12 protein-coding genes are annotated in these 12,690 nt (G+C 39.1%); 10 read left to right on the forward strand and 2 right to left on the reverse strand.

Annotated features, from left to right (window positions below; genetic code table 11):
- Positions 1–25 precede the first annotated feature (25 nt).
- The 5 genes from R8925_RS11525 (at position 26) to R8925_RS11545 (ending at position 5,967) form a co-directional block, all read left to right on the forward strand.
- Positions 26–1,195: an SGNH/GDSL hydrolase family protein gene (locus R8925_RS11525; protein WP_430535996.1), complete on the forward strand. Its 1,170-nt coding sequence runs from the start codon at positions 26–28 to the stop codon at positions 1,193–1,195.
- Positions 1,196–1,495: 300 nt separating this feature from the next.
- Positions 1,496–2,317, forward strand: coding sequence for a diadenylate cyclase CdaA (gene cdaA, locus R8925_RS11530; RefSeq protein WP_036073349.1), 822 nt, complete (start codon positions 1,496–1,498; stop codon positions 2,315–2,317).
- Positions 2,314–3,735 (forward strand): CdaR family protein, encoded by a 1,422-nt coding sequence (locus tag R8925_RS11535; RefSeq protein WP_430535997.1) that lies wholly within the window; start codon positions 2,314–2,316, stop codon positions 3,733–3,735. The genes cdaA and R8925_RS11535 overlap by 4 nt, the downstream gene beginning before the upstream one ends.
- Positions 3,736–3,933: 198 nt before the next feature.
- The gene (gene glmM, locus R8925_RS11540; protein WP_430535998.1) at positions 3,934–5,289 is read left to right on the forward strand and encodes a phosphoglucosamine mutase; all 1,356 of its coding nucleotides are present in this window, start codon (positions 3,934–3,936) and stop codon (positions 5,287–5,289) included.
- A 219-nt stretch (positions 5,290–5,508) separates the two neighbouring features.
- On the forward strand, positions 5,509–5,967 hold the full coding sequence (locus R8925_RS11545; protein WP_430535999.1) for a thioredoxin family protein: 459 nt from the start codon (positions 5,509–5,511) through the stop codon (positions 5,965–5,967).
- A 59-nt stretch (positions 5,968–6,026) separates the two neighbouring features.
- On the opposite strand, the gene R8925_RS11550 is transcribed toward R8925_RS11545, so the two are convergent.
- On the reverse strand, positions 6,027–6,725 hold the full coding sequence (locus R8925_RS11550; protein WP_430536000.1) for a Crp/Fnr family transcriptional regulator: 699 nt from the start codon (positions 6,723–6,725) through the stop codon (positions 6,027–6,029).
- Between the two features lie 182 nt (positions 6,726–6,907).
- The gene (locus R8925_RS11555; RefSeq protein WP_430536001.1) at positions 6,908–7,369 is read right to left on the reverse strand and encodes a GNAT family N-acetyltransferase; all 462 of its coding nucleotides are present in this window, start codon (positions 7,367–7,369) and stop codon (positions 6,908–6,910) included.
- A 355-nt stretch (positions 7,370–7,724) separates the two neighbouring features.
- On the opposite strand from R8925_RS11555, the gene R8925_RS11560 reads away from it, so the two are divergent.
- The 5 genes from R8925_RS11560 to R8925_RS11580 all read left to right on the forward strand — a co-directional run bounded on the left by R8925_RS11560 (position 7,725) and on the right by R8925_RS11580 (position 12,680).
- The gene (locus tag R8925_RS11560) at positions 7,725–8,021 is read left to right on the forward strand and encodes a WXG100 family type VII secretion target (protein ID WP_036073328.1); all 297 of its coding nucleotides are present in this window, start codon (positions 7,725–7,727) and stop codon (positions 8,019–8,021) included.
- Positions 8,022–8,139: 118 nt separating this feature from the next.
- Positions 8,140–8,436, forward strand: a complete 297-nt coding sequence (locus R8925_RS11565) for a WXG100 family type VII secretion target (RefSeq protein WP_036073328.1) — start codon at positions 8,140–8,142, stop codon at positions 8,434–8,436.
- Positions 8,437–8,547: 111 nt separating this feature from the next.
- Entirely contained in the window at positions 8,548–11,907 is a 3,360-nt protein-coding gene (gene esaA, locus R8925_RS11570) for a type VII secretion protein EsaA (RefSeq protein ID WP_430536002.1), read from the forward strand.
- Complete coding sequence (essA, locus tag R8925_RS11575) at positions 11,897–12,412, forward strand: type VII secretion protein EssA (protein ID WP_430536003.1); 516 nt, start codon at positions 11,897–11,899, stop codon at positions 12,410–12,412. Before esaA ends, essA begins: the two co-directional genes overlap by 11 nt.
- Before the next feature lie 16 nt (positions 12,413–12,428).
- Positions 12,429–12,680, forward strand: coding sequence for an EsaB/YukD family protein (locus R8925_RS11580; RefSeq protein WP_036073323.1), 252 nt, complete (start codon positions 12,429–12,431; stop codon positions 12,678–12,680).
- Positions 12,681–12,690: the final 10 nt, after the last annotated feature.

A 12,690-nucleotide genomic window follows, 5' to 3' on the forward strand; every position in this document is an offset into this window, starting at 1 on the left:
AATTTATTTAAGGAAGGTATGGGTAATGACGATTAAATTAAATAGACCGATAAATATGCTCCAAGGAGGCTCTTACCGTGATGCACTCAATGAGAATTGGGAGATGCTTGAAACATGGATAGCTGAGAATGGGACTGAGGGTCTGCATGATTTTTTAGCAAGTATTTCGACGGTTGGTGGCGAGCAATTGGCTCGTGCAACAATTACGAATTTATTCGATAAAATAGATGTCGATAAAAATACAGGCCTCGTAAAAGAGACTGGGAATACAACAGTAGAGGCAGGCGTTAATACAAGCCGATTTATTAAAGTGACGCCAGAACAAATCATTGGGACAACAATGAATGCCAAAATAGTAGGCTGTTATTACGATTTTCAAAAGAGATATATTGGTTTTATGCAGATGACAGAAGTAGCTACGGATTGGTATACACAATGTGTGCCTGTAGGTGCTAGTTATGTCCGTGTTGTTGTAACTGATGAAAACCTTGATAGCTACATGTTAAGTCAACGAGAATCGAAACCAGAGCAATATTATGAACATGAGATTTCGTTGCCTCATTTCAACTCAAGTAAGCTTCTTTATGGAAGTCGAGTTGTAACATTTGGCGATAGCATCACATGGTACGATGGTAAAGTGGTTGACGGCGTACTATATCGCGGTTACCAAGCATATATGCGTCAAGCAGGAGCGTCAATAAGAAATGAGGGTGAAGGATATCTTACCTTTGCACCGAACACAAAGACAGGTAGTATTTATGAGCAGATTGTTACAAATAAATACGATTTAACAGATTTTGATATTGTGACGATTGCAGCGGGTACGAATGACATAGCTTTTAATATACCACTGGGAGTTGTTGGTGGACGTAATGATACTTTTTTTGATACAAGTACAAGTCTAGGTGCTTTGAGGGCAATTATCGAGTACATTCGGATCAATTACCCGAAAACAGAGATATATCTATTTACTCCGTTACAAAATAAAACACGCGATATGGATAAACATGAAATAATCACTGACGGCATCATAGCTGTTGCTGACATATATGGTTTACCTCGCTTAGATTTATTTAGAAAGTCTGGGCTTGGCAAATACACGTATGATTCATACACACGAGATGGCTTACATCCAAACAATGCCGGATTTGATATGATTGGAAAACGGATTGTTCGAATGATGGAATCGTCTTAAATATTATCTCAATATTTATTCATGGACTTGTTCATGGCGGTATAAAACATCGATTAACAATAAGATCGGTGTTTTTTTGTTGTCTCTCTCTTTTTTATGATTTGGAGCTACGCAAAAAGGTAGTCCTAACGAAATTCTCATCATTTTATTAGGATATTGCTATATTGATAAGCATACTTTTATGGTGCGTCAAGGACAATTAGATGATATAATGGCATCTATAAGCATTCTTGATAGCTTATATTACACAGAAGCAGCAAATGAATTACAATTTGCTTTTTTGAAAATGGAGGCGAATTTATGACCATTCCGGACGGATCGATTTTGCATTATTTAGCAAATGTAATTGATATTTTAGTAGTATGGTTCGTTATTTATAAATTAATTATGCTGATTCGTGGTACCAAAGCGGTGCAGCTATTAAAAGGTATTTTTATCATCGTGGTTGTAAAAATCGTCAGCAGTTTTTTAGGACTTCAAACAGTAGAATGGATTACCGACCAGGTGTTAACATGGGGATTCTTGGCTATTATTATTATTTTTCAGCCAGAATTACGCCGAGCACTTGAAACTCTAGGTCGAGGTAGTTTTATTTCAAAAGCAGGATCGAAGCGAGAGAAGGAGCAGCAACATCTCATTGACTCTATCGAGAAATCGGTCAGTTACATGGGAAAACGCCGAATTGGTGCCTTGATTTCTATCGAGCGAGGAACGGGTTTGGACGATTATATTGAGACTGGAATTCCTCTTGATGCAGATATTTCTTCGCAACTATTAATTAATATCTTTATTCCAAACACACCGCTACATGATGGTGCAGTGATTATAAAAAACAACAAGATTGCAGCAGCAGCAGGTTATTTGCCACTTTCAGATAGTCCATTTCTTTCAAAGGAACTTGGAACAAGGCATCGGGCAGCGCTGGGTATTAGTGAAGTTACTGACAGTTTAACCGTCGTAGTATCTGAGGAAACGGGTGGCATTTCGATTACAAAAGGTGGCGAACTTTTCCGCGAAGTAACACCGGAGCGTTTGCATGAAATTTTAGAGTATGAGCTTGTTGTTCCAATGCAAAAGAAACCGTCTATTTTCAGTAAATGGAAAGGAGGCGGTAACAAATGATGGATCGTATTTTAACAAATAAATGGTCAGTGCGGATTATTTCACTTATTTTTGCGGCGATTCTATTCACCTCTGTCACCGCCACTAGTACGAGTGTAACGAATGTGACGGATGGCGTGTATGTAGATGTTATCAATAACGTGCCGGTGGAAGTGTACTACGATAAAGACAATATGAATGTAAGTGGTGTGCCAGATACAGTGGATGTTACAATTAGTGGTCCCAAAGGTCTGGTACAACTGGCAAAGACGCAACCTAACATTATTGCATACATCGACCTTACCAATGCAAAACTAGGAACTCAAAGCGTCAAAATTAAAGTAAAAGGTCTATCGGATCGTTTGAAAGCTACAGTTAACCCGCCAACCGCAAAAGTAACGTTGGCAGAAAAGGTGACGAAAAAATACGCAGTTGAAGTCGAATTAAATAAATCAGTTATCGCGGACGGATATGAAGCAGGAACGTCTAAAACGGACCCGAGGAGAGTTTCAATTACAGCCTCCCAAGAAATTTTAGATCAAATTGCTTATGTGAAAGCTACCGTCTCTGATGAAAAAGACCAGAAAAGTGATTTTACAACGAGAGCGACAATTAGTGCTTTTGATGCGAATTTAAACAAACTAGACGTTGATATTGATCCAGGTGAGGTAGAAGTTGCGGTACCAGTTTCGAAAATAGGCAAAACCGTTCCATTGCGTTTTCAGCAGAGAGGCAATCCAGCAGATAAGACGGTGACGATTACTAGTATTACATCTGAGGATGAGAAGGTCACGGTTATTGCTCCTGAATCAGTTACTAATAATATTGAACAAATCACAGTACCGATTGATGTGACGCAAATAACTACCGACAAAACGATTGAGGTCTCGGTTCCAGTTCCAACTGGTGCGACATCCGTAACTCCGACATCTGTGAAAGTGAAAATTACAACTGGAAAAAAGCAGAGTGACCAGAGTTCTGATGGAGCAAATGGGGGCGCTGGTCAGCCTACCGAAAAAAGTCCAGATGTGACACCACCAGATAAAGACAACGAGGCAGATAAACAATCGGAAGAGGATAAGACGAACGATCAAGATGACAAAGATGATGTAGCGAAACAAACTTCAACTGAATTCACCGACATACCAATTAGTATCGTTGGCTTGGTTAATTCCGAGAGTTTCAATACAACATTTGTTAATCCAATAAACGGCAAAGTAAACATCACAATAAGTGGCGCAAAACAAGATATGGACACATTAGGTCGTAACGATTTCAACATCATAGCTAGTATGTCCAACTTACAGGAGGGTACACATGTGATTCCGCTAGTTGTCCACGGATTACCATCTAAATTTACATTTACACTATCGCAGTCAAAAGCAGAAATTCAGGTAACGAAGAAAGTTGCAGACGCATCAAATCAAGCGTCTAACTAATTTATTCGCCCGATGAAAACCATATAAGCAGGCCGTTCATCGGGCTTTTACATAAGATTAGATGTAAAAAAGAATAAAAAAAGGTATAATGGAAGATACACAAATCAAATGTTGGTCATTAAGGTAAGTGACATCGAAACAAACATAGGAATAAGTGTGGCCGACCAACCTTTTAATGAAGAAGGAGCGAGTTATAAAATGGGAAAATATTTTGGTACAGACGGTGTTAGAGGAATTGCAAATAAAGAGCTATCTCCAGAATTGGCTTTTCGCCTAGGGAGATTTGGTGGATATATATTAACAAAACATGTGGGAGAACATCCGAAAGTTTTAGTAGCGAGAGATACAAGGATTTCCGGAGAGATGTTAGAGTCAGCACTTATTGCAGGCTTGGTATCAGTTGGGATTGAGGTAATGCGTCTAGGCGTTATTTCTACACCTGGTGTTGCGTATTTAACAAAAGCGCAAGGAGCAGCGGCAAGCGTTATGATTTCTGCATCTCATAATCCAGTGGAAGACAATGGAATTAAGTTTTTCGGCTCTGATGGTTTCAAGCTATCTGATAGTCAGGAATTAGAAATTGAAGCGTTGCTAGATGGAAAGAGTGATGAGTTGCCGCGTCCAAGTGATGAGGGGCTAGGTACAGTTAGCGATTATTTCGAAGGCAAGCAAAAATACTTACAATATTTAAAGCAGTCCGTTGATGGGAACTTCACAGGTTTACATGTAGCCTTGGATTGCGCACATGGCGCTACATCGTCACTTGCGACGCATTTATTTGCTGATTTAGATGCAGATACAAGTTCAATGGGGGCATCACCAAATGGCCTTAATATCAATGCAGGCGTTGGTTCTACACACCCTGAAAAACTGGCTGAATTCGTAAAAGAAAAAGAAGCGCATGTTGGTCTAGCCTTTGACGGTGACGGTGACCGCGTTATCGCTGTAGATGAGAACGGTGAGATTGTTGACGGCGACAAAATCATGTTCATCTGCGCAAAATATTTAAAAGCACAAGGTCGTTTGACAAATAATACAATCGTTTCCACTGTAATGAGTAATTTAGGATTCTATAAAGGGTTAGAAGAACTTGAGATAAAAGCTATCCAGACGGCAGTTGGTGACCGCTATGTTGTAGAAGCGATGCGTGAAGGAAGCTACAGCTTGGGTGGAGAACAATCTGGACATATTGTATTCTTAGATTACATTACGACTGGAGATGGATTGTTGACCGGGATTCAACTAGTAAATGTCATGAAAGAAACTGGGAAGAAGCTTTCCGAGCTAGCAGCAGAAATGCAGACTTTCCCACAGAAATTAGTAAATATCCGCGTAACTGATAAAAATGGTGTAACAGAAAATGCAAAAGTGCATGCAGCTATTTCAGCGGTAGAAGCAGAAATGAATGGAAATGGTCGTGTACTGGTACGTCCTTCTGGAACAGAACCACTTGTTCGTGTCATGGTAGAAGCAGCATCTGCTGAGGACACAGAACGTTTTTGTGATAGTATCGCGAAGGTTGTCATCTCCGAAATGGGTCTCTCGGGGGAGTGAGAAGTACTCATCTCCGTCGTTAAAGCCTGTGCTCCGATGCTCTCGTACAAATGTACGCTCCGCTTCGGTGCTCGGCTTTGCCTAGGATCTAAGCACTTCTCACTCCCCCGAGGCTCGGCGGCAAGTCTGATTTGTAGTTAGTCCTAGATTCAGAGATAAAGGCATTAAAAAACACAAAAACGAGCACTTTGCTCGTTTTTGTGTTTTTAGGAGGATATTATGAAAAGATATAAGATTATTTTGCTTACAATCGTGGCTTTGGGGCTTTTTATCGTGGGAATACAGTTGATTGTGGATACGCATACGAAGAATTTGGCAGATACGAAGGCGGAGGCGAATGAGCAGCCAATGCGGGATATCACGAATAATCAAATGAAAGATATTTTTGCGGATAAGAAGACGGGATATGTTTATGTTGGACGACCGACTTGTCCTGATTGTGAGCCTTTTAAAGCGAAGCTCGAAAACGCGCTTAGGGCAACTAATCGTCAAGCTCTCTATTATAATACGGATAAGGCTCGAGAGGCGGATAAGAATTATACGAAGATTATTGAGCAAATGGGTGTTCGAGTAGTTCCAACGCTTATTTATTACACACGTGGTTTGGAAACGGATCGTTATCGTGGTGATTTAGATGACGAGAAGCAAATAAAAGAATGGCTTGCTAATCAAAAATAGAGTGCAAAGCTATGACTGAAGCGTTCAGTTTTAGCTTTGCACTCTATTTTTATGGCTATTTAGTCATTTGTACGAGGCGTGCGATGTATTTCTAGTTGTTCGCGAAGCTTCAATATGTCTAAAATGACGGTTGGCTTTGGCTTCAATCGAATAATTCCTTGCTCTCTTAGTTTTTGAAGTTCTACGTTAGCGCGAGTTCTAGGTACTTGAGAAACAAGCGCTAGATGGTTTTGCGTAATTCCACGTGGAAAACTAATGCCGTCATCTGTCTTAATTCCCACCGTATTAGCAATATAAAGTAAGGCAGAGATAAGGCGACGACGTGGGTCATGGTGGGCGATTTCAATTAAGGCATTACGTTCATGAACTTGATTATAACCATCAAAATACAAAAACCAGAACCCATCAGAGTCCGTTTGAAAAAGGCGAAGAATATCATTGCGGTTATAAATACGAATCTTTGTGTCTCTCAAGGCAGTAACATTAAATTGAAAAGGAGAGTCCAATAAGAAATTTGCGCTCCCAAACCAAGTATTACTATTTAGAAAACGAGTGATTACTTGCAACTTATCCGAGTTTGTCATGCTAAAAGAAATAAGTCCAGAATCTACTATGTAGAAATGGGAATCTATTTTGCCTTCTTCCACAATGAGCTCATTCTTTTTGAAACTTGCCGTTTTGTGTGGAATATTCATCTCTGTAATTTTTTCAATTAATTTTTCTCCATTAAAGTTCTTTACTAAGTCAGCAACATACATAATTTAAATTCCCCTTCTCTGTAACGATTGGTCTTACTTCTTATTATAAAGATTTTTCAAAATAAAAAAAGTCATAAATTATACTTTCACATATAAAATATAGTACGATATGTTACAGTTTAATGAATTTGTTAAAAAAAAACAGATTATAAAGGAAATATGAAGAAAATAATTCCAATTAACTAGTTCTGTAAAAAATATACAAGTACAATTTGATCTTGAGCTCGAATCCCATTCTCAAAAATAGGATTTACATAGTTTTGCGTAAAATAGTCTGGAATGATTGCAACCATCCGAAAACCAGTTTTTTGATAAAATGCTAGCGCTTGGATACTTGAATTAGCAGTTTTAACAATTAAAGTAGATTTATGTAGCCCCAAAGCATGTCTAATTGCTCGTTGTATCAGTTTCTTTCCATAGTCTTGTCCTTGATAAGACGGTGAAACTGCGATATTTACAATCTCTGAGGAATCTTCTCCATTTTGTATACAAACAACACCACATACGCATTCACCTTCACCTTCTAAAAGTAAGAATGTATCTGATTGTAGGAAATAGCCATCTATTGCAGACCTATCTGGATCTGCTAAAAGTAAGAGCTCATAAGGTATCGTATCAGATTTATTCCATTTTCTAATCTCCATCAAAGCACCTCCAAGCTTAATAGTAGCAGTGATAACAAGTAAATACAATTAATATGGAAATTGTATAGTATAAAAGGTTTGGGTTAATACTAATTCAAACTTACTTATATTGTCTTGGATGATATAGGATGGTTAAGGGAATAATAGTTATTAATCTTATTTCATGCTTATTTACTTGAAATTTAGCATGAAATACAACTGTATATAACTTTTATAGTTAAATACATGAATTTGTTCACAAAAATTTCACATTTGGGAACAACAATCGTTGGTTCTTTTTTGCTATAATGACAATATAGCCCAGTAGGCTATTATGTATCTCAAGACCTAAAAAAATAAAAAGGAGCTGAATAGCATGTCAGGACAAATTAGAATGAGCCCCGCGGAGCTACGCGATCGTTCAAAAACATACGGCCGCAAGGGACAAGACATCGAACAAATTTTAAGAGAGTTAGAACAGCTGCAAGAACAATTACGCAGTGAATGGGAAGGGGAAGCATTCCGTAAGTTTGATGATCAATTCTCACAATTGAAACCGAAAGTAACGGATTTCTCAAACTTGATGCACCAAATCGAACAACAATTAGCAAAAACAGCAAACGCAGTGGAAGAAAACGATGCGAACCTATCGCGCAATTTTGGCTTAAACTAAAGCGTTATCATTTGGGATTGCATGAAGTATACATATCACATCTTTGTGCAGTTGCTAATTTGGACCGTGCAGCACGATGTACGGTCCTTTTCATTTTATTTGAAAAGGAGATGGAACAATGTCAGGACAAATTAGAATGAGTCCCGCGGAGCTACGCGATCGTTCAAAAACATACGGCCGCAAAGGACAAGATATCGAACAAATTTTAAGAGAGTTAGAGCAGTTACAAGAACAATTGCGCAGTGAATGGGAAGGGGAAGCATTCCGTAAGTTTGATGATCAATTCTCGCAATTGAAACCGAAAGTAACAGACTTCTCAAACTTGATGCACCAAATCGAACAACAATTAGCAAAAACAGCAAACGCAGTGGAAGAAAACGACGCGAATCTATCGCGCAATTTCGGCTTAAACTAAAAAATCAGATACTGGGGCTTTTCAATAGCTCCAGTATTTATTAAACGCTTCATTTGGAAATCCGAAGTTAGGAGACTTCTTACATATAAAAAGCAACGGGAGTGGATACGTGTGAAAAAAATAAAATGGAGTGTACTAGCCTTCTTAGTATTGGCTTTGCTTCTTTCTGCTGGAACGTCCTATTTGGCGCTTGAGCAGAGTGCTGTCAAAAAAGAAGATAGTGCAGAGACGAAAAAAATGTCGATTGCACTAGTCAATGATGATGTAGGATATAGGACTGCTGATGGTGAAAAAATTGATTTTGGTGATAAATTTACGGCTAAAGTTTTGAAACAAACAGATCACAAATGGGCAACGACTTCTAGTGGTTTTGCGGAAAATGGTTTAAAAAATCGGGTGTACGATATGATTATATTTATTCCGACCAATTTTTCGGAAGCGGCTATGTCGATGACGTCAGAGAATCCAGAGAAAGTGAAGATTACATATCGTATTAGTGAGACTGGTAATAAAGATGTGACGGCTGAGGCTGAACGCGCCGCTGCAAAAGTGTTAGAAGATTTTAATAAAGAAATTATTGATGTTTATTTTGCTAGCATTCTGACAAATCTTCACGGTGCGCAAGATAGTATTAAGAAGTTGGTCGATAAAGAAGAGACGTACGGTTCTGTATACAATACGAATGTTAATTCCCCGCTGTCTAATTATACGCAACAATTTAAAACAGTGCAGGATTATACTGGCATGTCTAAAGATAGCTTTAAAGGGTTACAGGATATTTTAAAAGGTTTTGGAACAGGTCTTGCGGAAGGTACAAAGGTGAATGAGACGTATTTCCAATCTTTGGAGAAACTTGCGAAGAATCAAGAGGCGAATGCGCTTGTTTCGAAATCGTTTGCTGAACAAATGTCAAATAATGATACGGCAATGTCAGCGGCGGATGTATCAGAGCAACTTTCTAATCTAAAAAATTCTAATGATGCGATTTTTAAACAGTTTCAGAAGATGGAAGAAGAGCGGACATTATCGGTACAGGTGGACAGTGTACAGCGATATTTGGATGCAGTAAATGAGCAAGTTACCATGATAAACACGGAAGTCACAACAAAGATGGGAGAAAGCTTACGTGGCAGTGTGGAAAGTGATTTACAGCAATATATCTCAAATGAGGGGAACCGAACGATTACATTAGACGAACTTACAGACGAAACGTTAAATAATCGATTTAATAATGAGATACAGGCGTTGCTAAAAGAGGAGGTGCCTAATTTCGATGCTTACCTGTTGAAGGATGATGCGACGGCAGAAGAAAGAGCGGTTTATAAAGAGTTGCGTAATGTCATTGAAATAGCAAGAAGATATATTAGCTCTAATTCCGGCGACTGGTCCGAGGGTTTGTTAAGTAAATCAAAGGCATTTCCAAAGTATGAGGCTGTCGAAAATGCGCTGGAACAATTAAAGCAAGAGAAGATTGATGCACTTGCTACATGGGGACCAAACAATGAATACTACATCTATGATTTTAATCAAGATTTTCAGATTGAAAAGTCACAAACAGAAGGAAATACGCAAAAATTAGTTTTTAAGTTGCCAGCAGGATTTACAATGCCTGATGGTCAAGCTGACAGTGCAGTATGGCTTACTAAAGCTGATGGTAGCTATATAGATAAGAAGATTACTTACGATGAGGACACTCAAGAATGGTCGATTGCAATCGATCCAAGTGAAACAAATCCAGATTCATCAAGCCCAAGTGTTACATCGCTTGATTTGAAGTTGTCTGTCAAACTTTACATCAAGGCAGACGCTCTTACAAACATGGAAGATCCTTCTTTTGATTTGTTTGCCCCAATTAGTCTTGAAATGAGAAATATTGAGGAAGGGGATATAGAGACAGATCCAGGTGATCCAGAATCCGAGCCACCTATCCCACCTACAATTGAACCAGGTGTCATTAGTGAAAGAAAAATCGAGCTTGGGCCTGAGTTCATTATTACAGCGGAAGAACGAGATGAAGCGATTAAGTCTGTGCATGACACTATTGCTGCAATTGAGAAGAACACAACGATTCTAGCAGATGATGTGGCAGCATATGTTAAACCGTATTACAAATTATCAGCACTTTTCAAGGCTTATTATGGTATCGATGCTAAGGTTACGCCTCTCGATTTAGATGGGAAGTCATTGACCGAATATGCTGCTGGAAAGAAGAATTCTTATTATTATCAGTTCAATATTGAAGATAGAATTGCGATGATGGTGACTCTTATTACAGATAATGTCACAAGTTTTATTCATCGAGATTTAGAAACATTTCAACAACAAGTAGCTGAATCTCAGACGCGTACAGGGATTACGAAAGAAAATGCGAATATATTAACGGAGCGTTTGAATGAGACGACAACACAGGCAGCGACAATGAATACAAGCGTCGTAGAAACACTCAAAAATGTCGAGGCGTGGCGCAAAGCGAGTCTGGAACTGCTGGATAAAGGTGGCATTGTTATCACGAATAGCGGTGATGAGAAGTCCGCAACGCTATCCTTAGGGAGCGAATTTAGTGGATTGCTTTCGCAAAGTAAATCGCTAGCAGATTCTTCTAAGACAAACTTGAATTCAGCTGATAATGTATACAAAACATTTGATGCGATTGATCAGCAAGCTAAAAATATTCAGAATAGCGGTTTAGGAATTGTAACACAAGCACAGCAATTGTCGGCTAATATGGCGAATAAATTAGTAACGGACCAGGATTTTGCTACCAATTTTGCGTCGATGATGGAGAATAGCCGCGTTGGTGACCGACCAAATGAGAAATTATATAGTTTTTTAAGTAGCCCGGTAGAAAAAGTAAAAGGAGAAACGATTGCAGCTGGCGATACGTTTACGCCCTATTTGATTGTTTTAGTTTGCTTTATTGTGGCGTTATTTACAGGATACGTGATTGCGGCGCAGGAGCGAAAACGGAAGCAAGAAGATGATTTTGAGGAGGAGATGGCGCTTGCGTATCAGAACACCCCGATAACGTTAATGACTGTTGGAATTGGGCTGATTGAGGGTGCAATTATCGGTGCAATCTCGGCTTACTTCCTAGAAATGAAAGGCGTTATTTTCGTATCTTGGATGGGGATTATTATTTTGATTGTGTTGGTTTTCGTGTTAGTTGCAACGTACTTGTTACGCCAATTACGCATGATTGGAATGTTCTTGTTACTCGTTATTTTAGCTGCATACTTGTTCTTAACAGAAGCAGTTGGCCTTAAAATTGACCAAGATTCTATATTAGCAACGATTCGTTCGTTCTCCCCATTGCAATATATTGAGAACTTATTAAATGGATTTGTGAGCAGGACGGATGATTGGCTTGTGATTATGTATAGTTTAATTGGTGTTGCAGTTCTTGGCATAGTTGTGAATTTGTTCGTTTGGCATCGAAGTAAACAAGCAGGAGGAAATGATGATGATGTGTAAAAAAAGAATGATTTCTGTGCTTGTCACTGTTTTGGTGGGAACGATATTATTGATGCCAGTCAGTGCTCTGGCAACGGATGATGAAGATTCCTATCTTGGGAATAATGGGAAAATGGAAATGCAGCTTGACCGAGCGACGAAAACGGATGAAGAGAAGGGTGCAGAAATGGATACGGAACAAACCGAGCTTGAAAAACTGGGAATCACCTTGTTCACACCGGAAGCTGAGAAAAATGCTGCGGAAATAAAAGCACAAGAAAAGAAAGAAATGGACGATATGAAGGCCGCGCTGTTTACCGGTGAATCGCAGAAAGATAATTCGGTGCAGTTGATGAAATCAGCTTTGTTTACGGAGCAAGATGCGGCAGCAAAATCCAAAGATGCGCATGCACTTGGACTAGAGGAAACGGAAAAATCAAGTAAAACGATCTGGTGGGTTTTGTCAGGAATTGTTTTGGCTGTTGGCGCGATGCTTTATATGATTGTTCGCAAAGTTTGGGAGTAAAGAGAGGAAGATAGAGATGGCACAAGATACGCATATTAATGTGACAATAAATTTTACAAAATGGGGCGGACGGGTGCATGATTTGCGCATCCCGAAACACCAGCCGGTCAAAGCATTGCTGCTGAATTTGGTGGAGACGCTGAAGCTGTCGCAACCAAATATGTCGCATTGCGCGATTAAAGTGGCGAATAAGGAATTATTATTGACGGACGATGATAAGTTGACGGATTTTCAGATAACGGACGGGGACATCATTGAAATTTTATAAAAGGGAGTTT

The sequence above is a fragment of the Listeria rocourtiae subsp. hofi genome (genome assembly GCF_963575615.1).
GTDB classification, from domain to species: Bacteria; Bacillota; Bacilli; order Lactobacillales; family Listeriaceae; genus Listeria_A; species Listeria_A hofi.

Coding starts and splice junctions, on each gene's coding strand:
- R8925_RS11555 (WP_430536001.1), bottom strand. CDS start 7,369: ATGGAGATTAGAAAATGGAATAAATCTGATACGATACCTTATGAGCTC.
- R8925_RS11535 (WP_430535997.1), top strand. CDS start 2,314: ATGATGGATCGTATTTTAACAAATAAATGGTCAGTGCGGATTATTTCA.
- glmM (WP_430535998.1), top strand. CDS start 3,934: ATGGGAAAATATTTTGGTACAGACGGTGTTAGAGGAATTGCAAATAAA.
- R8925_RS11545 (WP_430535999.1), top strand. CDS start 5,509: ATGAAAAGATATAAGATTATTTTGCTTACAATCGTGGCTTTGGGGCTT.
- R8925_RS11550 (WP_430536000.1), bottom strand. CDS start 6,725: ATGTATGTTGCTGACTTAGTAAAGAACTTTAATGGAGAAAAATTAATT.
- cdaA (WP_036073349.1), top strand. CDS start 1,496: ATGACCATTCCGGACGGATCGATTTTGCATTATTTAGCAAATGTAATT.
- R8925_RS11580 (WP_036073323.1), top strand. CDS start 12,429: ATGGCACAAGATACGCATATTAATGTGACAATAAATTTTACAAAATGG.
- R8925_RS11525 (WP_430535996.1), top strand. CDS start 26: ATGACGATTAAATTAAATAGACCGATAAATATGCTCCAAGGAGGCTCT.
- essA (WP_430536003.1), top strand. CDS start 11,897: ATGATGTGTAAAAAAAGAATGATTTCTGTGCTTGTCACTGTTTTGGTG.
- R8925_RS11565 (WP_036073328.1), top strand. CDS start 8,140: ATGTCAGGACAAATTAGAATGAGTCCCGCGGAGCTACGCGATCGTTCA.
- R8925_RS11560 (WP_036073328.1), top strand. CDS start 7,725: ATGTCAGGACAAATTAGAATGAGCCCCGCGGAGCTACGCGATCGTTCA.